Origin of the sequence: Allocoprococcus comes (assembly GCF_013300725.1) — a bacterium.
GTDB lineage: Bacteria > Bacillota > Clostridia > Lachnospirales > Lachnospiraceae > Allocoprococcus > Allocoprococcus comes_A.
Window position 1 is genome coordinate 37,736 of record NZ_JAAIMM010000023.1, and the last position, 21,469, is coordinate 59,204.

17 protein-coding genes are annotated in these 21,469 nt (G+C 42.5%); 13 read left to right on the forward strand and 4 right to left on the reverse strand.

Going from position 1 to position 21,469, the window contains the following annotated elements; all coding sequences use genetic code 11:
• Positions 1–227 precede the first annotated feature (227 nt).
• The 5 genes from ppdK (at position 228) to G4407_RS12155 (ending at position 6,976) form a co-directional block, all read left to right on the forward strand.
• Complete coding sequence (gene ppdK, locus G4407_RS12135; protein ID WP_173689106.1) at positions 228–2,864, forward strand: pyruvate, phosphate dikinase; 2,637 nt, start codon at positions 228–230, stop codon at positions 2,862–2,864.
• A gap of 679 nt (positions 2,865–3,543) precedes the next feature.
• Entirely contained in the window at positions 3,544–4,335 is a 792-nt protein-coding gene (locus G4407_RS12140) for a hypothetical protein (RefSeq protein WP_173689107.1), read from the forward strand.
• 82 nt (positions 4,336–4,417) lie between these two features.
• Positions 4,418–4,678, forward strand: a complete 261-nt coding sequence (locus tag G4407_RS12145; protein ID WP_243259212.1) for a hypothetical protein — start codon at positions 4,418–4,420, stop codon at positions 4,676–4,678.
• Positions 4,679–4,694: 16 nt separating this feature from the next.
• Positions 4,695–5,228 carry a prolyl-tRNA synthetase associated domain-containing protein gene (locus G4407_RS12150; RefSeq protein WP_173689109.1) on the forward strand — a complete coding sequence of 178 codons (534 nt, stop codon included), beginning with the start codon at positions 4,695–4,697 and terminating at the stop codon, positions 5,226–5,228.
• A 374-nt stretch (positions 5,229–5,602) separates the two neighbouring features.
• Positions 5,603–6,976 (forward strand): NAD(P)/FAD-dependent oxidoreductase, encoded by a 1,374-nt coding sequence (locus G4407_RS12155; RefSeq protein WP_173689110.1) that lies wholly within the window; start codon positions 5,603–5,605, stop codon positions 6,974–6,976.
• A gap of 174 nt (positions 6,977–7,150) precedes the next feature.
• Here the strand turns inward: G4407_RS12155 and G4407_RS12160 are convergent, their stop codons facing one another.
• Positions 7,151–8,479, reverse strand: coding sequence for an MATE family efflux transporter (locus tag G4407_RS12160; protein WP_173689111.1), 1,329 nt, complete (start codon positions 8,477–8,479; stop codon positions 7,151–7,153).
• A 328-nt stretch (positions 8,480–8,807) separates the two neighbouring features.
• On the opposite strand from G4407_RS12160, the gene G4407_RS12165 reads away from it, so the two are divergent.
• The gene (locus tag G4407_RS12165) at positions 8,808–9,506 is read left to right on the forward strand and encodes an ABC transporter ATP-binding protein (RefSeq protein WP_055157500.1); all 699 of its coding nucleotides are present in this window, start codon (positions 8,808–8,810) and stop codon (positions 9,504–9,506) included.
• A 14-nt stretch (positions 9,507–9,520) separates the two neighbouring features.
• Entirely contained in the window at positions 9,521–11,839 is a 2,319-nt protein-coding gene (locus G4407_RS12170) for an ABC transporter permease (RefSeq protein ID WP_173689112.1), read from the forward strand.
• Positions 11,840–11,880: 41 nt separating this feature from the next.
• Here G4407_RS12170 and G4407_RS12175 read toward each other — a convergent pair whose 3' ends face one another.
• Positions 11,881–12,912, reverse strand: a complete 1,032-nt coding sequence (locus G4407_RS12175) for a LysR family transcriptional regulator (protein ID WP_173689113.1) — start codon at positions 12,910–12,912, stop codon at positions 11,881–11,883.
• 99 nt (positions 12,913–13,011) lie between these two features.
• On the opposite strand from G4407_RS12175, the gene G4407_RS12180 reads away from it, so the two are divergent.
• The 3 genes from G4407_RS12180 to G4407_RS12190 all read left to right on the forward strand — a co-directional run bounded on the left by G4407_RS12180 (position 13,012) and on the right by G4407_RS12190 (position 16,220).
• A complete protein-coding gene (locus tag G4407_RS12180) occupies positions 13,012–13,581 on the forward strand; it encodes a chromate transporter (RefSeq protein ID WP_173689114.1) in 570 nt (189 codons plus the stop codon).
• Positions 13,578–14,123, forward strand: a complete 546-nt coding sequence (locus G4407_RS12185; protein ID WP_173689115.1) for a chromate transporter — start codon at positions 13,578–13,580, stop codon at positions 14,121–14,123. Before G4407_RS12180 ends, G4407_RS12185 begins: the two co-directional genes overlap by 4 nt.
• 408 nt (positions 14,124–14,531) lie before the next feature.
• Positions 14,532–16,220, forward strand: coding sequence for a Na/Pi cotransporter family protein (locus G4407_RS12190; RefSeq protein ID WP_173689116.1), 1,689 nt, complete (start codon positions 14,532–14,534; stop codon positions 16,218–16,220).
• Between the two features lie 51 nt (positions 16,221–16,271).
• On the opposite strand, the gene G4407_RS12195 is transcribed toward G4407_RS12190, so the two are convergent.
• Positions 16,272–17,531, reverse strand: coding sequence for a dihydroorotase (locus tag G4407_RS12195; protein ID WP_173689117.1), 1,260 nt, complete (start codon positions 17,529–17,531; stop codon positions 16,272–16,274).
• Positions 17,532–17,735: 204 nt separating this feature from the next.
• On the opposite strand from G4407_RS12195, the gene G4407_RS12200 reads away from it, so the two are divergent.
• Positions 17,736–18,557, forward strand: coding sequence for a glutaminase (locus G4407_RS12200; RefSeq protein ID WP_173689118.1), 822 nt, complete (start codon positions 17,736–17,738; stop codon positions 18,555–18,557).
• A gap of 62 nt (positions 18,558–18,619) precedes the next feature.
• Here the strand turns inward: G4407_RS12200 and G4407_RS12205 are convergent, their stop codons facing one another.
• Positions 18,620–19,309 carry a DUF6198 family protein gene (locus G4407_RS12205; RefSeq protein ID WP_173689119.1) on the reverse strand — a complete coding sequence of 230 codons (690 nt, stop codon included), beginning with the start codon at positions 19,307–19,309 and terminating at the stop codon, positions 18,620–18,622.
• Positions 19,310–19,591: 282 nt separating this feature from the next.
• On the opposite strand from G4407_RS12205, the gene G4407_RS12210 reads away from it, so the two are divergent.
• Both G4407_RS12210 and G4407_RS12215 read left to right on the forward strand, forming a co-directional pair.
• Positions 19,592–20,455 carry a LysR family transcriptional regulator gene (locus G4407_RS12210; RefSeq protein WP_173689120.1) on the forward strand — a complete coding sequence of 288 codons (864 nt, stop codon included), beginning with the start codon at positions 19,592–19,594 and terminating at the stop codon, positions 20,453–20,455.
• A gap of 94 nt (positions 20,456–20,549) precedes the next feature.
• On the forward strand, positions 20,550–21,089 hold the full coding sequence (locus tag G4407_RS12215; protein ID WP_173689121.1) for a beta-class carbonic anhydrase: 540 nt from the start codon (positions 20,550–20,552) through the stop codon (positions 21,087–21,089).
• The last annotated feature ends 380 nt before the right edge of the window (positions 21,090–21,469 follow it).

A 21,469-nucleotide genomic window follows, 5' to 3' on the forward strand; every position in this document is an offset into this window, starting at 1 on the left:
GAGATTTTCATTATAGAAGAAATCGAACTCTTCTATAAATTCACTTTTTTGTACGAAAAAAAGTACATAAGGGTTGACTATCACAGTTAAAACATTTACAATATTAGTGCGGTAAAATCCGTTTTTAAGGGCGATATAAGATATGAAAAGAGCAGACAGTTACCAGTCTGACTGTGATTTTCAAGTTTTATATATATCAATTACCAATAACGAGGAGGAATTGTAAAATGGCAACAAAATGGGTTTACATGTTTACAGAAGGTAATGCCGATATGAGAAACCTGCTTGGTGGAAAAGGCGCTAACCTTGCTGAAATGACAAACTTAGGTCTTCCAGTACCACAGGGCTTCACAATCACAACAGAAGCTTGTACTCAGTATTATGAGGACGGAAGACAGATCAATGAAGAAATCATGGCTCAGATCATGGAAGCTATTACAAAGATGGAAGGAATCACAGGAAAGAAATTCGGTGATAAAGAGAATCCACTTCTTGTTTCCGTTCGTTCTGGTGCAAGAGCATCTATGCCTGGTATGATGGATACAATCCTGAACCTTGGTCTTAATGAAGACGTTGTCAACGTACTGGCTGAAAAATCAGGCAACCCACGTTGGGCTTGGGACTGCTACAGAAGATTTATTCAGATGTACTCAGATGTAGTTATGGAAGTAGGTAAAAAATACTTCGAAGAACTGATCGACAAGATGAAAGCTGAAAGAGGCGTTAAACAGGACGTTGAACTTACAGCAGAAGATCTTCACGAATTAGCTAACCAGTTCAAAGCTGAATATAAAGAAAAAATCGGTGCTGATTTCCCAACAGATCCAAAGGAACAGTTAATGGGAGCAATCAAAGCTGTATTCCGTTCATGGGACAACCCGAGAGCAAATGTATACCGTCGTGACAACGATATCCCGTATTCATGGGGAACCGCTGTTAACGTACAGATGATGGCATTTGGTAACATGGGTGATGACTGTGGTACAGGTGTTGCATTTACACGTGACCCAGCTACAGGAAATAACGGACTGTTCGGAGAATTCCTTACAAATGCTCAGGGAGAAGACGTAGTTGCAGGTGTTCGTACACCAATGCACATTTCAGAAATGGAACAGAAATTCCCAGAAGCATTCAAACAGTTCAAAGAAGTATGCAAGACTCTGGAAACACATTACAGAGATATGCAGGATATGGAGTTTACTGTAGAACATGGTAAACTGTACATGCTTCAGACACGTAATGGTAAGAGAACAGCTCAGGCTGCTCTTAAGATCGCTTGCGATCTCGTTGATGAAGGAATGAGAACCGAAGAAGAAGCAGTTGCTATGATCGATCCTCGTAACCTTGATACACTGCTTCATCCACAGTTCGATGCAGCTGCACTGAAAGCTGCTGTACCGATGGCTAAAGCACTTGGAGCATCTCCAGGAGCTGCTTGCGGTAAGATCGTCTTCACAGCAGATGATGCTGTAGAATGGGCTGCAAGAGGAGAAAAAGTTGTTCTTGTACGTCTTGAGACATCACCGGAAGATATCACAGGTATGAAGTCTGCTCAGGGTATCCTGACAGTTCGTGGTGGTATGACATCACACGCAGCCGTTGTTGCACGTGGTATGGGAACATGCTGTGTATCTGGTTGTGGTGACATCAACATGGATGAAGAAAACAAGAAATTCACACTTGGTGGAAAAGAATTCCATGAAGGAGATGCAATCTCTCTTGATGGATCAACAGGTAATATCTATGACGGAATCATCCCGACTGTAGATGCTACAATCGCAGGTGAATTCGGAAGAATCATGGGATGGGCTGACAAGTACAGAACTATGAAAGTTCGTACAAATGCTGATACACCATCTGATGCTAAGAAAGCTCGTGAACTTGGTGCTGAAGGTATCGGACTTTGCCGTACAGAGCATATGTTCTTCGAAGGCAACAGAATTGATGCATTCCGTGAAATGATCTGCTCTGAAACAGTAGAAGAAAGAGAAGCTGCACTTGCTAAGATCCTTCCGGAACAGCAGGGAGACTTCGAAAAACTTTACGAAGCACTGGAAGGAAATCCGGTTACTATCCGTTTCCTTGATCCACCGCTTCATGAATTCGTTCCAACAGAAGAAGAAGATATCAAGAAACTTGCTGATGCTCAGGGCAAATCTGTTGACCAGATCAAAGCAATCATCAGCTCTCTGCACGAATTCAACCCAATGATGGGACATCGTGGATGCCGTCTTGCTGTAACTTATCCGGAAATCGCTAAGATGCAGACAAGCGCAGTTATCCGTGCTGCTATCAATGTTAAGAAAGCTCATCCGGATTGGAATGTTAAACCGGAAATCATGATTCCGCTGGTTGGCGATATCAAAGAGCTTAAATATGTTAAGAAGTTTGTAGTAGAAACAGCTGACGCTGAAATCGCTGCTGCAGGAAGCGACCTTGAGTACGAAGTTGGTACAATGATCGAAATTCCTAGAGCTGCTCTTACAGCTGATGACATCGCAAAAGAAGCTGACTTCTTCTGCTTCGGTACAAACGACCTTACACAGATGACATACGGATTCTCACGTGATGATGCTGGTAAGTTCCTTGACGCTTACTATGACGCTAAGATCTTCGAGAACGATCCATTTGCTAAACTTGACCAGACAGGTGTTGGTAAACTTATGAAGATGGCTATCGAACTCGGAAAACCGGTTAATCCGTCACTTCACGTTGGTATCTGTGGAGAACATGGTGGAGATCCAAGCTCTGTAGAATTCTGCAACAGCATTGGTCTTGATTATGTATCTTGCTCACCATTCCGTGTACCGATCGCTCGTCTGGCTGCTGCTCAGGCTGCTATCGCACAGAAGAATGCGAAATAAGCATATTGCGTATAGCAAGAAATAAATAATAAGAGGGCGTGTGAAAAAACGAAAGTTTTTTTACACGCCCTCTTATTTTATCTAGTTATAGATTAGAAATATTAAATTATGATTAAAATGAAAATTATACTGTTCTTTTCAGAATATATATGATACACTGAATCCACCAAATCAAAAAATCTTTTATCAAATCATTTTTGCAAAGAGTAAATTGATTGCAAATTATTACAAGCTAAAACAAATCAAGACAGTCTAATTAAATAGGTTGATTATAATTCCAAAAAAATGAAAATAAATCAAGAAGTTTCCAGAAATGGATTGATTATAATTCCTGAAAATGAAAATAAATCAAGAAAATTTCAGAAATAGATTGATTGCATACCGGAAAAATGAAAATAAATCAAGAAGATGCCGTAAATAAATTGATTGTATTTTCAAAAACCCAAAGAAAATCAAGAAGATTACAGAAATGAGTTGATTGTAATTGACAAAACTCAAAACAAATCAAGAAGATTATAGAAATGAGTTGATTGTAATTGACAAAACTCGAAACAAATCAAGAAGATTATAGGAATGAGTTGATTATAATTTTCAAAATTCGAAACAAATCAAGAAAATTCTCGAAATGAATTGATTAGGATTTGAAAAATAGAAAAGCAAAGGAGAAATGTTTATATATATGTATGAATTAGAAAACATGCTTCTTCAGATGCAGGAACATTTGGAGAAAGTTGTTACGCAAGCTAAAGCTGATTTGAATACAACAGTACCAGAAGGACACCTCAGAATTTCAATAGATAAAAATAAGCCGCGCTATTATCAATGTATAGATGATAACAAAGGAGTCTACATTCCAAGAGATAATAAAGAATTGCCAAAGCGCCTGGCGCAAAAAGGTTATAATAAGGCAGTGGTAAAAAAGGGAGAAGCAAGGCTTAAACAAATAAAGAGAATAACAAAAAATTATTCATATGATGAGATTGAGAAAATTTATACGTCTATGAATAAAGCAAGACAATTACTGGTAACACCGATAGAACCAACATGGGATCAGCTGCTTACAAAATGGTATGAAGAAGAATATCAGGGGAAAGAGTTTAAGGAGGGAACACCATTAATTCTTACTGAGAAGGGAGAACGTGTCAGATCAAAGTCAGAGAAGATATTAGCAGATTATTTTTATAGAAAGAATATTCTTTACAAATATGAAAAGCCACTTCATCTGAAAGGGTATGGTACCGTGTATCCGGATTTTACATTTTTGTCAAGAAAGACTTACCGGGAAATATATTGGGAACATGAAGGAATGATGGATAAACAGGATTACGCAAGAGCAGCTGTGCGAAAAATAGAATTGTATCAAATAAATCATATATATCCAGGCGATCGGTTGATTATAACTTTTGAGACAGAACAAAATGTATTGAATTCAAAGATAATAGAGAATCTGATAGAAAAATATTTGATATAAGAGGACTTATGATATAATTAGCTTGTTGGGGGAGAAGGAAATTCAGGTTGGAACGAGGTGGAATGTTATGATGTATCCGTACATGATACTTGCAGATGAAACAGAAATTGTTCACTCTCAGATTATTGAAAAAGATGGAATGAAAAAAATTATAGTTAATTTTGAGCGTCCAACAGAAAACGGATTTGATTCAGCAAGATGTGAATTACCTGATCATAAATGGACAGAACGAGAAGGATATTCTGATGAAGAGATAGAGCTGTTTGGAAAAATCTTACACCGCGATGAACATTTGCTATACAAGTATGCAGAGAATGAAATGTTTAAAAAGAATAAAGTCTAGGACGGAGGAGAACTACATGGAATTACTAAACGGAAGACCTACAAACACACAAGACAGACTGGACAAGGAGATCCGAGTGTACGATTTCTTGGATTCACTAGGTGTATCTTACCAGAGAATCGACCATGAAGCCGCAATGACAATGGAGGCATGCGAGGAAATCGACCGGACGCTGGAGGCGACGATCTGCAAGAATCTGCTTTTATGCAACCGACAGGAGACACAGTTTTATTTACTGATGCTTCCGGGAAATAAGGTGTTTAAGACAAAAGATTTGTCAGCGCAGATCGGTTCGTCCAGACTCTCTTTTGCAAAAGCAGAGTATATGGAAAAATATCTGGACATTACGCCGGGATCTTTAAGTGTGCTTGGTCTTATGAATGATAAGGACAGGATGGTACGGCTTCTGATCGATGAAGAGGTGCTTGAGGGAGAATATATCGGATGCCATCCATGCATCAATACATCGAGTCTCAGACTTCGGACAAAAGATTTGGTAGAGAAGATTATTCCGGCAATGGGACATGAGCCGACCATCGTGAAGCTGTAAATCCGGCGGAAAACGAAAAAAGGTAGCAGAAACAGCAATATAGAAACAGAAAGATTTTTGACAGTGCAAATATAAAAACTGGATAATGAAAAATATTACAAAATCTATATAAAAAAACAAAATAAATTCATGCAAAATTCATATAAAAAAGAAAGAAACACCTTGACGAAATGCAAGATTTCTCTTAAAATATGAAAGGTTGTGCAAAAGAAGAACAACTGCCGTGCAGAATCATCTGGATACAGACAGATATGCGGCAGTTTTATTATGTGACATAGTATAGAATTGCACATATATTACAGTCTATATTTATGACACAGGCCAATTTAGTGAAAATTATATTTTATCATGCAAATAAAAGGAGAGATACACGGATGAAGTATGATGTAATTATTATCGGTGCCGGACCAGGCGGAATTTTTGCTGCTTATGAGTTGATGAAAAAGAAACCAGACTGCAAGATTGCAGTATTTGAAGAAGGTTATCCGCTGGAAAAGAGAAAATGTCCGATTGATGGCGAAAAAATAAAGAGCTGTATCAACTGCAAACGCTGCTCGATCATGTGCGGATTTGGCGGAGCCGGTGCATTTTCAGATGGAAAATACAATATCACCAATGATTTCGGCGGAACCTTATTTGAGTATATCGGTAAAAAACAGGCTGTTGAGCTGATGAAGTACGTCGATGAGATCAATATGGAAAATGGTGGAGAAGGTACAAAACTGTACTCCACAGCCGGAACAAAATTTAAAAAGCTCTGTCTTCAGAACAAGCTGAATCTTCTGGATGCATCTGTACGTCATCTGGGAACAGATATCAATTACGTCGTTCTTCAGAATCTCTACGATCAGATGAAGGATAAGATGGACTTCTTCTTTGATACACCGGTTGAGACGATTGAGATCATCGACGGTGGATACCGTATCGTATGTGAAAAAAATTCTTACGAATGTGAGAAATGTATCGTTTCCGTTGGAAGAAGTGGAAGTAAATGGATGGAAAAAGTCTGCGAAGATCTTGCAATCCCGACCAAGTCCAACCGTGTGGACATCGGTGTCCGCGTAGAACTTCCGGCGGTTATTTTCTCACACCTGACAGATGAGCTTTACGAGAGCAAGATCGTATACCGTACAGAAAAATTTGAGGACAATGTGCGTACCTTCTGTATGAACCCGAACGGTATTGTGGTAAATGAAAATACCAACGGAATCATCACAGTAAACGGACACAGCTATGAAGGAAATGAGAAAAAGACAGATAACACCAACTTTGCCCTTCTGGTTGCAAAGCATTTCTCTGAGCCATTTAAGGACAGTAACGGATATGGTGAAAGTATCGCAAGACTCTCCAACATGCTTGGCGGCGGTGTGATCGTACAGCGTTTTGGTGATCTGGTACGTGGAAGAAGAAGTACCGAAAAGCGTATTGAAGAAGGTCTGGTAACACCAACCTTATCCGCAACACCGGGTGACTTAAGTCTTGTTCTTCCGAAACGAATCATGGATGGAATCATTGAGATGATCTATGCGCTTGACAAAGTAGCACCGGGTACTGCAAATGATGATACCCTTCTTTATGGTGTGGAAGTAAAATTCTATAACATGGAAGTAGAGATTGACAAGAATCTGGAAAGCTGCCACAAGGGACTGTATGTGATCGGTGACGGAAGTGGAGTTACACATTCTCTGTCCCATGCATCTGCAAGTGGTGTTTATGTTGCAAGACATATTATCGGCGAAGCAGAATAGTCTGCGAATAAAAAGGCAGAGCGAAGCTGGAAAAGTAAGATAAAGAGAAAATAAAAAACCGTAAATCCGAAGGATTTGCAGGTGTGTACTGGAAGAAAGTACCTATCTGCAATTTCGGATTTACGGTTTTTATTGTACAGAAAATTCAGCTAAATTTCTTTTGCAAGGATACTCCTAGTGTTGCGCAGTCGCCCGTCGGTAAGTCAGATAAGCAATCACTGCGGTCGCAAATTCGGTGATTCCAAAGGCATACCAGACGCCGGAAGCTCCCAAAAAGCGGCTTAAGATAAAGGCTGCCGGAATAATAATGACAGTAAATCGGCACAGTGAGATGACAAGGGAAGGTCTTCCTTTTCCAAGACCCTCCAGCGCACCGGAGCTGGTGATGGACACGGAAGAAACTAAAAATCCCAGGCTGATGATCCGAAGTGCAATTCCTCCTGCCTGAATAGTTTCCGGATTGGAACTGAACAGTGCGATCAGTGAATCCGGGAAAAGCTGGCAGAAGATTGTGCCAAAGAGCATGATCCCAAGACTCAGGTAAAGGGTATCGGCAAACAGCTTATGGACACGTTTTGTTTCTCCGGCTCCGTAGTTGTATCCGATCAGCGGACGCATTCCCTGAATAATCCCGTTTGCCGGAAGATACAGGAAGGTCTGAAGCTTGTAATAGATTCCGAGCACCACCACGTAGACCTGGGAGTAGGCGGCAAGGATCCCATTCAGTGTGGTGATAAGCAGGGATGGAAGTGCCATATTCAAAGTGGCAGGGATTCCAACCGCGTAAAGCCGTCCGGCCATGGCACGGTCTACGTGGCAGCTTCTATGAATCTTCACCGGAAGAGGTCTGGTAAAATAAAAGGCAAGGTACAGTACCAGTGTGACAACCTGACCAAGACCGGTTGCAAGTGCGGCCCCTTCAATTCCCATTTTCGGGAACGGTCCGATTCCGAAGATCAGAAGTGGATCCAGTACGATATTGAAAATACATCCGCTCATCATGCAGATCATGGACACGCGCATCCGTCCGACTGCCTGGAAAATTTTTTCCCAGGTAATTTCAAGAGAGATTACAATGGAAAATCCAAATGCGATCTGGGAGTAGGCATTTCCCATCTGAATAACGGTCACGTTTTTTGTAAAAATCTGTAAAAATAGCGGCATTACGGCAATTGTGACTACGGTAAGAACGATACCGTGGATGACAGAGAGAAAAAGTCCCTGTGTGGCAGCTGCATCCGCTTTTTTCTGATCCTGGGCGCCAAGGAAAAAGGCAATGGCAGCATTAATCCCAATTCCGAAGCCGACACCGACCGAGGTGATAAAATTCTGGATCGGGTAGACCAAAGACAGCGCAGTCATGGCTTCTTCGCTGATTCTTGCGACAAAATAGCTGTCAACAATATTATAAAGAGAGTTGACCATCATTGAGATCACCATTGGCAGAGCCATGGAAAGCAGAAGCGGCAGAATCGGTTTTTCTTTCATGAAAGTCTGGTTCATAAACATTCCTCCTGATAAATATAAAGCATAAGGTACAAAATCTGTAAAAAAGGGCAGAAACCCGATACATAAAAAGCCACATAACTGCCGCTGTCTGCAACAAGTTATGTGGCGAAAAGTAGACATCTATTTTGATATCCAGAAAAATCCACAAAGATTTTGGTATAAAATTACACAGATAATTATTTTAAAAATTTTCCTTCCATTTGTCAATATCTTTTTGAAAAAATACCAATTAAAATATTGACAAAAAAGTAAGCTAAACTAACATAAGTGTATGAAATATAACATTACTACGATGCAAGTAACTAAAGGAAGGAGTAGAGGAATGTTTTTAGAGATTAAAGGGATCAAAAAATCGTTTGGAACAGGCGACAGCCGGGTAAATGTTCTGAAAGGACTTGATCTGGAAATTGAAAGAGGAGAATTTTGTGTGCTTCTGGGACCATCCGGTTCCGGAAAATCGACTCTTCTGAATATTATAGGCGGCATTGACGGGGCAGATGAAGGAAGTATTACGATTGACGGAGAACAGCTGGAGGATATGACAGAGAAGAAGCTGTCATTGTACCGGAGAAAGCATTTGGGTTACATTTTCCAGATGTACAATCTGATTCCGAACCTGACCCTCAGGGAAAATATTGAGGTTGGTGCTTATTTGAGTGACCGTCCGCTGGATGTGGATGAGCTGATGCACACACTGGGAATTTATGAGCATCAGAACAAGCTGCCAAACCAGCTTTCCGGAGGACAGCAGCAGAGGACAGCAATCGGGCGTGCAATCGTGAAAAATCCGGATATTCTGCTCTGTGATGAACCGACAGGTGCGTTGGATTATAATACTTCTAAGGAAATCCTGAAGCTGATCGAGACCGTCAACCAGAAATATGGAAATACGATCGTGATGGTTACACATAATGATGCGATCAAGGATATGGCGGACCGGGTAGTAAAGCTGCGTGACGGTATGATCCGCAAGAATTATTGTAATGAACACAAGCTATCAGCAAGTGAGCTGGAATGGTAAGGAGGACGCGTGTTATGAAGAGTCCTTTAAGAAAAAGACTTCCACGGGAATTGAAAAGTGAGATTGGAAAATATCTGGTGGTGCTGATTCTTATGATCGCAACGATCGGATTTGTATCTGGTTTTCTGGTTGCAGATGGAAGTATGCTGAAAGCATATAATGAAGGCTTTGAAAAGTACAAAATCGAAGATGGAAATTTCCGGGTAAAGAAGAAAATCACGAAGTCACAGAGGGAGAACATTGAGAAAAATGGTGTAACACTGTATGAGAATTTTTATCTGGAAGAGGCCCTGGACAATGGAAGTACCATGCGTATTTTCAAAAACCGGGAAGAGGTCAACCTGGTGTGCCTGATGGAAGGAAAGCTTCCTGAAAAAGCCGGAGAGATGGCTATTGACCGTATGTATGCGGATAACAACGGCATTTCTGTTGGAGATACACTGAAAAGTGGCTCAAAAGAATGGAAAGTAACTGGATTTGTAGCACTTTCTGATTATAGCTGTCTGTTTCAGAACAACAATGACAGTATGTTTGATGCAGTCAAATTTGGAGTATCGATTGTTACGCCGGAAGAGTTTGAATCCCTGGATCAGAAGAAGCTTCAGTACAGCTATTCCTGGGTGTATGACAAAGCACCGAAAAATGAAAAACAGGAAAAAAAGATGTCGGAAGATCTGATGGAAGCACTAGGGGAAGAAGTCACTTTGGAGTCTTTTGTGCCACAGTATCTGAACCAGGCAATTACATTTACCGGTGATGATATGGGGAGTGACCGTGCCATGATGACAATGCTCCTCTATATGATCATTGTGATCATTGCGTTTGTATTTGGAATTACGATCAGCAATACGATCCGGAAAGAAGCAGGCGTGATCGGAACTCTGCGGGCTTCCGGTTATACAAGAAAAGAACTGATCGGACATTACATGGCACTTCCGGTGATCGTTACGCTGATCGGTGCGGTGATCGGAAATATTCTGGGTTATACAGCACTGAAAAATGTATGTGCGGGGATGTACTATGGAAGCTATAGTCTGCCGACCTATGTGACGGTGTGGAATGCAGATGCTTTCTGGATGACAACGGTGGTTCCGGTGCTGATCATGCTGGTAGTCAACTATGGAATCCTTCGCTACAAGCTGAGGCTTTCACCGCTGAAATTCCTGAGAAGAGATCTTTCTGGAAGCAGGCGGAAAAGAGCAGTCCGGCTAAGTCCGAAGCTTGGAATCTTCCATCGGTTCCGACTGCGTGTGATTTTCCAGAATATGAGCAATTACATCGTACTTTTTATTGGAATTATATTTGCGAATCTGCTTTTGTTCTTTGGACTTTTGCTGCCGTCAGTACTTTCGCATTATCAGCAGGATATCCAGAGCAATATGCTTGCAAAATACCAGTATATGCTGGAGGTTCCGGTAAGTGCGATGAGCGGAAACAAACTGGACAGTATGCTGGAGCTTTTACAGTTCTCTTATGGAACAAAGACGGAAAATGAAGATGCGGAAGCGTTCAGCGCTTACTCATTGGAAACATTGCCAAGCAAATATAAGACAGATGAAGTGATCCTGTATGGAATCAAACCGGACAGTAAATATATCGATGCAGATCTGGAGGACGGTGACGGTGTCTATATTTCCAGTGCCTATGCAGAGAAGTTTCTGTTGAAGTCGGGAGACTCGATCACGTTGAAAGAAAAATATGAAAAGACAAAGTATACATTCGAGGTTAAAGGAATCTACAAATACAGCGGTGGAATCTGTGTCTTTATGCCACAGGAGCAGTTGAATGATACCTTTGATCTGGGAAACGATTATTTCAGTGGATATTTTTCCAATTCGAAGATCAAGGATATTGACGGGAAATACATCGGTTCGGTGCTTGATCTGGAAGCACTGACAAAGATTTCGAGACAGCTGGATGTATCTATGGGAAATATGATGGGGATGGTCAATGCTTTTGCAATCGGTATTTATATGGTTGTGATCTATCTGTTATCCAAGATCATTATTGAGAAAAATGCACAGGCTATTTCCATGACGAAGATCCTGGGATATACCAATGGAGAGATCAGCAGGCTTTATATCTGGTCGACAACGATCGTGGTGATCATCTGTCTGCTTCTCAGCCTGCCGATTGAGAAAGCAGTTATGAATGTGCTGTTCCGGGAAATGATGCTGACCAGTATTTCCGGCTGGATCGCACTTTGGATCGATCCGAAGATCTATGTGGAAATGTTCCTGATCGGAATCGGAACCTATGCAGTTGTGGCAATTTTAGAATATCGAAGGATTAAACATGTGCCGATGGGTGAGGCACTGAAAAATGTAGAGTAAGGGGCAGAAAAGAAGAGAATTAAGGTGCGGATCAGGGCAGACTAAGCTGCCCTGTAGATTGCCGGGACGATTTCGCGGAGGAGAGCAAGAAGCGCCTGAAACTGTGCATGATGATAAATGTTTTTCCGGTAGACGGCACAGATGTCCCTGGTGTCATGAAAGTGATCCGGGGTAAAGAAATGAATGTCCGGAAAGGAAGTAGTCCGTGCATAAATTTCAGGAAAAAAGGCAATCCCCATTCCGCGTCTTGCAAGAGAAAAGGCAGTATTACTGCTGGTGCAGATGCAGCGTATATTCGGATGGAAAGCGGCAGTCTCGCAGATCTTGCGGCTGATCTTTCCGAGATCGTGATCCTCTGAAAGCAGAATAAATGGAACTGCAGATAGCGCAGGAAGATGAATCTGAGGAGTGGCAGAAATGCCATCCTCTTTTTTGGATTTCACAATGTTTCTGAAAAAATTCCGGTTACTGGTCTCGGATACAGATTCTGCCTGGCTGTCTGAAACCAGAGTAGCAGAAGAAGACAGGTGCGCTGGCGGATCAGAAAATGGACACAGCGAATCCGGGATTGCCAGGACAAAACTTTCCTTCACCAGCAGCTCGCTTTCAAAGTTAATCGTATCCGGGCTGGAGATATCCAGGATCAGATCCAGCTGATCTGCTTCCAGCATTTGTCGCAGGATATAAGTTGGCTGTTCAATGATCTGAATATCACAGTTCTCATACATGGAATAAAAGCGCTCCAGAACCGGCACGAGAAGCCGCTCACTCCGGTGGGGACTGAGACCCAGACGGATCAGTTTTCGTGAACCGGAGGCAATATCGCCAAGCTTCCACTCCAGCTGGGTATGAGAATGAAGGGTAGAAACCGCCCATTCGTAGAACAGGGAGCCGGCATAGGTAAGCTTCATCTCGCCACGGCTCCTCTCAAAAAGAGGGACTCCGGTTTCCTTTTCCAGAGCCTGAATGCTTAAGGAAAGGGATGGCTGTGAGATATAAAGCTTCTGAGCCGCTTTGGTGATACTTTTTTCTTCGGCAATGGTGATGACATATTGCAGCTGATTCCAGTTCATAAAACTCCTCTATAGGTTAAAACTATATTTTTAATAATAAAACATATATTTCACAAATGTCAATAGAGATGATAAAGTAAAGGGCAGGAGGAGGAACGGATGAAAAAAGAGAAAATAAAAAATGGACTGATGCTGTTTGCGTTTTTCTTTAAGATAGGCTGCTTTACATTTGGCGGAGGATGGAGCATTCTGGCGCAGATGGAGCAGGAGTTTGTCGATAAAAAGAAATTGATCACAAAGGAAGAACTGCTGGATATGGTTGCGGTTGGAAAGTCAGTTCCCGGAATTATGATCACCAATATCAGTATGCTGTTCGGTTATTATGTAGGCGGCTGGTTCGGTGGAGTCTGTGCGGTACTTGGAATGACCTGTCCGGCGGTGCTGATCCTGTCGTTTGTGACTGCATTTTACAAGGTGCTGAAAAGCAATGTCTGGTGCTATGCAGCCCTTCGGGGAATCCGTTGCGCGGTGGTCCCGATCATGGGAAGTGCGGCATTGTCCCTTGGAAAGGAAGCATTCCGAAAGAAGATGGCAGTTCCAATCTGTGCGGTGGCATTGGTGCTGTGTGTCTTCACGGACATCAGTAATGTGCTGATGATCGTGGCTGGAATCATATTGGCACTTTCGGTAAGAGCGGTGAAAAAGGCGAAGGGAGGACAGATGGCATGATTTATCTCAGACTGTTTGCGGCATTTATGAAAATTGGGTTTACCAGCTTTGGCGGGATGTCGATGATCCCGGTTATCATGCAGGAGATGAAAGTGAACCAGTGGATGACGGCGGAGGATCTGACCAACCTGATCGCCATTGCGGAAATGACACCGGGACCACTTGGAATCAACTGCGCAACCTTTGCCGGGATGCAGACGGCAGGTGTGCTTGGCGGAATTGCGTCTGTTATGGGTGTGCTGATGCCTGCGTATACGCTGACGCTTGGTGTGGCGGTGTGTTTTGCAAAGTTCCGTGGGAATGACATTATGAGCTGTATGCTGGATGTGATCAAGCCAATCTGTATCGCGATGATTCTTGCGGTGATCCTGAATCTGATGCAGGAAAATTATTTCCCGAATGCGCGGATTGACTGGTTTGGATGCGGGATCGGAATTGTGATGTTTTATCTGATCTTGAAGCGGAACTGGTCGGTACCGAAGGTGATCACACTTGCGGCAGTGCTTGGAATGGTGGGGTATGGTGTGCTTGGAATGGCATAGATCTATGGGCAAAACAGGAGAGTTATTCTTTTGCAAATTTGAAGATTTGTAAGAGGGTAACTCTCTTTTTATTTCATAGGAAATTCCAAAGGAACTTCCTATGAAACAAAAGGCACTGCGTGCCAGAGATGCGCAATCGCACGAAGATGAAGAATGTCGCAAGCGACCGAACTCGGCGCGAGAATGTACCGAGGCACAATCTTTCTTAATGCGATTTTGCATAACTATGATCATGGGAAAGAAAAAATGATAGAAGAAAGAAAATTTAACCTAAACTTAACATAGATTTGATTGGGATTGCATAGATCACAGATAAAATGGAAAATGAGCTGGAAGGGAAGGCATCATTGTAAGAAGTAAGTTTAAAAGATGTTAACAAACACAGGGTAAATTGAGAGAGGAATTAACATGAACGAGAAAATTCAGATCATTTTCGGACTGCTTGGCGGTCTGGCAGTATTTATCTATGGAATGAACATGATGAGTGAATGTCTGCAGAAGGCAGCAGGCGATAAGATGAAGAGCATTCTGGCACTTCTCACAAAGAATCCGCTTCTGGGTGTGCTTGCCGGTGCGCTGACAACAGCGGTATTGCAGAGCAGTAGTGCGACAACGGTTATGGCAATCGGTTTTGTAAGTGCGGGACTGATGAACCTGCCACAGGCAATTTCCATCATTTTTGGTGCAAATATTGGTACAACCATGACAGCACAGATCATTGCATTTAAGATCAGTGATTATATTTATGTAATTATTTTTATCGGTTTCCTGATTTCATTTGTGACAAAATCAGAGAAGGTAAAAAGCATTGGTCAGACAATCTTTGCATTTGGTCTTCTGTTCCTGGGGATTGAGACGATGGGAGATGTTATGAAACCGCTGGCATCCAGTCCGGTATTCACAGACCTGATCGGACGTGTAGCACATATTCCGGTACTTGGTGTGGCAGTTGGTACACTTATGACGCTGGTTGTACAGAGCAGTAGTGCGACCATTGCGGTACTGCAGAACTTCGCTTCCCAGCCGGGACCGGACGGGGTTACGAGTATACTTGGGCTTGCAGGAGCAATCCCGATCCTTTTAGGTGATAATATCGGTACAACGATCACAGCACTCCTTGCCAGTATCGGACAGTCAAAAGATGCGAAGAGAACCGCTGTGGCACATTGTATTTTTAACATTTCCGGTTGCTTTTTATTTATCTGGTTCGTAAAACCATTTGCGGCACTGATCCAGAGCATTTCGCCGAAAGGCCCGGAGATTGAAGTGATTTCCAGACAGATTGCAAATGCACATACTGTATTTAACATCACAATGACACTGATCTGGGTATGCCTGATTAAACTGATGGTGAAGATTGTCATGACACTGCTCCCGGATGGCAAAAAAGGTGTCGAAGATCCAGGCAGCCCGATTTATCTGGATGAAAATATCATCAGTCAGCCGGCAGCAGCGCTGCAGCTTGTGGCAAAAGAGATTTTCCGTATGAGTGACCAGGTAAGAGATATTCTGAAGAAAACGATTGAGCTTGTGAAAAATGAAGAAGTGAAATCCATTGACGATCTGAAAGAAAATGGAGAACAGGTTGAACGCCTTGGAAAATGTATTACCGAATATCTTGCAGCTTTGTTTTCTTCGGGTTCATTGACCGAGCAGCAGGCAGCGCAGACGGCGAGCCTTATGTGTGTGCTCAGTGATGTGGAACGTATGGGAACCTTAAGTGTGGAAATGGCAGAATGTATGCTGGAAAGATCAGACCGGAAGTATAAATATACACCGGAAGCGATGGATGAGCTGCAGAAGAGTCTGAAGGTTCTGAATAAGATGTTCTGTGATTCTCTGAAGGCACTGCAGGGAGATGATGGTATCGAACCAGGCAAGATGATGAAGCGAAAGGATAAGCTTCTGGATCTGGATATCAAGATGCGGAAAGCGCATATTGAGCGTGTCAATAAAGGAAAATGTAAGGCGAGCCTTACCGCACCGTTTACCAATATCCTGCATCTGATCGACCGTATGGGAAACAGCTGTATCAACCTTGCGGATGTCGCGGAAAGCGGAACCAGTATGAAATACTTTATGTTGGAAGAAAAATAAGAAGATGGAAAAATCCACGGACTTTAGAAGATTCAAAGTCCGTGGATTTTTTTAATCATGATAAACGATTTTTCCATTACAGATTGTATATTTCACTTTGCCATACAAAGGAGTTCCGGTAAATGGTGAGTTGGATGAAAGGGATGCATATTCAGTCGGAGTCCAGTATTCATTTTCATCGAAGATCACAAGGTCGGCTGCCTTTCCTGCAGCAATCTGTCCGTAAGGAAGATGATAAAGTTTTGCCGGATTGATGGTCATCTTTTCCAAAAGCTGGAGGAGGGATAAATGTCCGGGTCTTACAAGGCTGGTGATACCGAGCGCAAGAGAGGTTTCCAGACCAATGATTCCACTTGGTGCTTCGGTGATCGGCTTTTCTTTTTCTTCTTTACTGTGTGGTGCATGGTCGGTAGCAATGAGATCGATGGTTCCGTCTGCAAGTCCCCGGATGATCGCCTGGCGATCCTGTTCGGTACGAAGCGGCGGGTTCATTTTGGCAAGGGTGCCGTGCTTAAGAACGGCATCTTCCGTCAGTGTAAAATGATGCGGTGTGGCTTCAGCGTGAAGCTTTGCGCCCATTTTTTTATAAGTACGGACCAGATCAACGGAGATGCCGGAGCTGATATGCTGGATCACAACATCGGCACCGGATTTGAGTGCCAGCAGGCAGTCTCTTGCAACCAGAGATTCTTCAGCAATCGAAGGAGAACCGTAGATGCCGAGGGCATCTGATACTTTTCCATGACTGATTCCGTTGTTGCGGATGAAGGAAGGATCTTCTTCGTGAAGGCTGACCGGTACGTTAAGCTTTGCCGCTTTTTCCATTGCGTGATAGCAAAATTCGGCGTTCATAAGCGGGATTCCGTCATCGGTAAATCCGCATGCACCGGCTTCTTTTAATGCATCCATATCGGTTTCTTCCTGGCCTTTCAGATTGCAGGAAATGGATGCAGCCTGAAAGATACGGATCTTTTCTTTGGAAGCACGCTCCAGGTTGTCTCTGAGAACCGGAACAGAATCTACCGTCGGGGAAGTATTTGCCATGCAGATGACAGAAGTAAAACCGCCTTTTGCAGAGGCAAGCGCGCCGGTGTGGATCGTTTCTTTATAAGTGAATCCGGGATCACGGAAATGGACATGCGTGTCGATAAGTCCCGGTGCAACGACAAATCCGGTGGCGTCAAGAACATCCTCTCCTTCTTTTGCAATCTGAGTTGCCATTTCTTTGATGATGCCATCTTCGATCAAAAGATCCATTTTTTCGGAAAAACCGGAAGCAGGATCGATAACAAGTCCGTTTTTAATAATCATAATAGTTAAGCCTCCTTGCAGGATATAATCTGTTTCTAGTATACGGGATAGGAAAAAGGTTTGTCAATGTAACAGGAGAAGTTGGGAAAAGAAGACTGGTTACAGAATCAAAAAAGAGTAGTTGTCGAAATGATGAAAATAAGGTATGGTAATGATAGGTCATGGTACTTAAATCGGGGAAAATAAAAGAAGAAGGAGAAGAAAATGAAAGCAGGAGAGGTTATGACAATACTGGATAATGCCCTTCGTATAGGTAAAGGTGTAACCCGGTATGGGAAAGTAGCAGCGTATATTCCGGAACTGGCTAAGAAAGATAAAAATAAGCTTGGGATCTGTCTTTATACCATTGATGGTGACCGGTTTGAAGTTGGAAATACAGAAGACAGATTTACGATTCAGTCGATTGCCAAGGTTATGGCATTATGTCTGGCGCTGGAAACGTTTGGAGCAGGATTCGTGTTTGATCATGTAGGAGTGGAACCATCGGGAGAAGCATTTAATTCACTGGTGGAGCTGGATAACAGGAGTAACCGGCCGTTTAATCCGATGATAAATTCGGGGGCGATCACGGTTGCAAGTAAAGCAATTGCATACCTTTTGAAAAGCAAGCAGATTATTGACAATGATGTGGAAGAGAGTGTCACATTTTATACACAGATGTGTGCAATGTCTGTTACGGCAAGAAATCTTGCGACATTTGGGCTGCTTCTTGCAAATGATGGAATACAGTTGTCTACCGGAAAACGTCTGATCTCATCACAGACCGTCAGGATGGTACAGACGATCATGCTTACTTGCGGGATGTATGACGGATCCGGCGAATTTGCGTTAAAGACAGGGATTCCTACAAAGAGTGGAGTTGGTGGAGGTCTGCTTAGTGTAGCGCAAAAGAAAATGGGCATTGGAATTTATGGACCGTCATTAGATGAAAAAGGGAACTGTATTGCAGGCTGTGAATTATTAGGCTATATTTCAGAAGCATTTCATCTTCACATATTTGATCAGACAGAATGGAAAGTAGAATAAAAAAGTAGAGTTCAGTTTTGATACGCCCTGTCTGACAGGAATGGATCAAAACTGAACTCTTTTTATGCATGTCTCATATTCTTTTCAAGAGTAATTTTCTTTTTCCCGGTTGCACGGTAAAATTCCACATGGCTTCCGATGAACTTCTGGATGACAGATACTGTTTTCCCGGTCAGAAATGCACAGAAGACAGTGCCGATTCCGATTCCATAGAATCCATGGAGGATTGCAAGGGAGAGGATCACGGTGGTTGTCAGACAGCTGAGATCAAAGGTTGTCTTGATGACTTTGTAATTTTTCTTTACAATCCCTGATAAGTCACGCGGAAAGATATCCGTTGGAATGATCGGCAGCATACAGTTGTTGGCAAGGCAGATGCCGAAGCACATCAGTAAGAATCCTGCCAGAAAATAAATCGTGTGAAGAGGCAGGGAGTTCGGCAGAGCCTGGATCCATGCGTTGTGTACGTCGATCATTTTTCCGAATCCGATCCCGACTACGAAAGAGAAAAGGTAGCCGGGGCAGAATGAACGCTTGAGGATCATCAGTGTAATGACAAGCAGTGTCTGGAAAATATAATTCCATGTTCCGAAACTGAATACCGGGAAGGCGATGTTAAATACAAGCGGTACAGAGGAGATTGTTGAGATCCCGAATCCGCTTTTTGACATCAGATCCACGCCGAGTGAATTGATCAGCAGGACAATGAGTAGAGCGACTTCTCCGGCAAGATGAAATTTTTTCTTATTCATAGGTTAAAAATCCTTCTTTCCTGATAGATAATAATTTACAAAAATTTTATATTTAAGCTGTCTCTCATTATAATGAATAAAACTGATAAAAACAAATGATTATTTCGAATGAAATGATTCTAAAACTGAATGGAATGTGGTAAGATGATAAAAAGTAAAGAATTGCTTTTGAAAAATAAGGTGTTTGTGGATTGGATTGTAGAAATTGTATAGATACAGAGTAATCCAGTGAAAAAAACATTTCTGGCATTATGTTTTGAAGTAGAAAATTAGAGGATAAAAATGAATATTGAATATTTAAAATATTTTTCAGAGCTGGCAAAAATCCAGCATTACGGAAAGGCGGCAAAGGCGCTGAATATTTCACAGCCGGGGCTCAGCCATGCAATCAAATCGTTAGAAGAAGAGTATGGGGTTCCGCTTTTTCAGAAGGAAGGGCGGAATGTGAGCCTCAGCCGCTACGGCAAAGAACTGATGAAGGATGTGGATGAAATTCTGGGAGCGTATCTTCGTCTGGAAGAGCGGGCGGCAGGACTTCGGACGGAGGAGAAAACGGTGCGGATCGGCAGTGTGTATCCTCTGGCACCGGGGACGATTCCACATATGCTGAAAGAGTTTGGGGCAACATTTCCGTTTATCATTTACAACCGGATGACACCGGAGATCGCAGAAGGACTTTTGGATGGAAAATATGATATCGGCTTCTGTTCGGATCTTCTGAAATCGGATGAAATCGAATATTATCCGATTCGGGATTCGTATATCGCGGTAGTGGTTCCGAAGGGGCATCCGCTTGAAAATAGAGAACGGATCAGTCTGAAAGAGACAGCCGGATACCCACAGATCATGTTTTCCAAGACCAGCGGTTTCCGTACTCTGCAGGAGCAGATTTTTGCAGAAGAAGGAATTAAGGTAAAACCGGTGTGTGCTGCGGAAGAGATTGAAGTTATCACAGGACTTGTGGAGAATGGATTCGGGATTTCCGTATTGCCGTATATGGATATCGTGCGGCTGCACAATGTGGTGACGATTCCGGTGAAGTCTTCAGGGTGGAATTCCAAATTCTACATTGCGAGAAGAAAGTATGGAATCCGTTCGGAGCAGGAGGATGCATTTTTCCGGTACTGGAAAAAAGAACATCATTAAAATTCATTAAGAATCCTTGCTCTTTCTGAGAAAAAAAGTCTATAATCTGTTTTATGAAATATCGTTGTGAAAATCAAATGGGAGGTTACACAGGATGATAGAACAGATTGTAGAGTATAATAAGAAATTCGTGGAAAATAAAGGTTATGAGCCATACCTGACCAGCAAGTACCCGAACAAGAAACTTGCCGTGCTGACCTGTATGGATACCCGTCTGACAGAGCTTCTTCCGGCAGCGCTGGGACTGAAAAACGGAGATGCGAAGATCATCAAGAATGCAGGCGGAGTCATTACTCATCCATACGGAAGTGTGGTCAGAAGCCTTCTGGTTGCTATCCTGGAGCTTGGCGTGGAGCAGGTTATGGTCATCGGACATACTGACTGCGGTGTACAGGGAATGGATGGAAGTGAGCTGTTAGAAGAACTGGTAGAGCGCGGAATCGACAAAGAACATATCGATATCGTGAGACACAGTGGAATTGATCTGGAAAAATGGCTGGGTGGATTTGAATCTGTGGAGAAGTCGGTAGAAGAGACTGTGCATACACTGAAGACACATCCGCTGATGCCGAAGGATATTGAGATCAAGGGATTCATTATGGATTCGGAAACCGGGGAGCTTACGGAAGTGTAAGGAAAAGTATGTAATAATATACAAAAAGAATTTATACAAGCTTGCATTACTGACATTCGTTTTGACGTTTATCAGATAATGTTTTAAAGCATAGAAAAACCGCCCCGGAACTTTGGCGAGTTAGGGTGGTAATTCTATAACCATTTTAACGAGGTCAACCCCTTGTGGGCGGTTGTTCCTTTTGTAGTTTTAGGACAATAAGCGGGAATCCTCGGCAATTCAATTACCGAGATGAAAGCGCAAGATTGTGCATGTTTGCACCTTAAAAATCATATAATAATCTTCCTGCCTTTGATATTAATGCCATAATCGGTATATAAGAAAACGAAAATATGTTCGATTTTCCGTTGCGCGTTTTTACTCCTCATGTTATACTATGT

Coding starts and splice junctions, on each gene's coding strand:
- G4407_RS12150 (WP_173689109.1), top strand. CDS start 4,695: ATGGAATTACTAAACGGAAGACCTACAAACACACAAGACAGACTGGAC.
- G4407_RS12175 (WP_173689113.1), bottom strand. CDS start 12,912: ATGAACTGGAATCAGCTGCAATATGTCATCACCATTGCCGAAGAAAAA.
- G4407_RS12200 (WP_173689118.1), top strand. CDS start 17,736: ATGAAAGCAGGAGAGGTTATGACAATACTGGATAATGCCCTTCGTATA.
- G4407_RS12155 (WP_173689110.1), top strand. CDS start 5,603: ATGAAGTATGATGTAATTATTATCGGTGCCGGACCAGGCGGAATTTTT.
- G4407_RS12215 (WP_173689121.1), top strand. CDS start 20,550: ATGATAGAACAGATTGTAGAGTATAATAAGAAATTCGTGGAAAATAAA.
- G4407_RS12160 (WP_173689111.1), bottom strand. CDS start 8,479: ATGAACCAGACTTTCATGAAAGAAAAACCGATTCTGCCGCTTCTGCTT.
- G4407_RS12145 (WP_243259212.1), top strand. CDS start 4,418: ATGATACTTGCAGATGAAACAGAAATTGTTCACTCTCAGATTATTGAA.
- G4407_RS12195 (WP_173689117.1), bottom strand. CDS start 17,531: ATGATTATTAAAAACGGACTTGTTATCGATCCTGCTTCCGGTTTTTCC.
- ppdK (WP_173689106.1), top strand. CDS start 228: ATGGCAACAAAATGGGTTTACATGTTTACAGAAGGTAATGCCGATATG.
- G4407_RS12140 (WP_173689107.1), top strand. CDS start 3,544: ATGTATGAATTAGAAAACATGCTTCTTCAGATGCAGGAACATTTGGAG.
- G4407_RS12210 (WP_173689120.1), top strand. CDS start 19,592: ATGAATATTGAATATTTAAAATATTTTTCAGAGCTGGCAAAAATCCAG.
- G4407_RS12170 (WP_173689112.1), top strand. CDS start 9,521: ATGAAGAGTCCTTTAAGAAAAAGACTTCCACGGGAATTGAAAAGTGAG.
- G4407_RS12165 (WP_055157500.1), top strand. CDS start 8,808: ATGTTTTTAGAGATTAAAGGGATCAAAAAATCGTTTGGAACAGGCGAC.
- G4407_RS12205 (WP_173689119.1), bottom strand. CDS start 19,309: ATGAATAAGAAAAAATTTCATCTTGCCGGAGAAGTCGCTCTACTCATT.
- G4407_RS12190 (WP_173689116.1), top strand. CDS start 14,532: ATGAACGAGAAAATTCAGATCATTTTCGGACTGCTTGGCGGTCTGGCA.
- G4407_RS12185 (WP_173689115.1), top strand. CDS start 13,578: ATGATTTATCTCAGACTGTTTGCGGCATTTATGAAAATTGGGTTTACC.
- G4407_RS12180 (WP_173689114.1), top strand. CDS start 13,012: ATGAAAAAAGAGAAAATAAAAAATGGACTGATGCTGTTTGCGTTTTTC.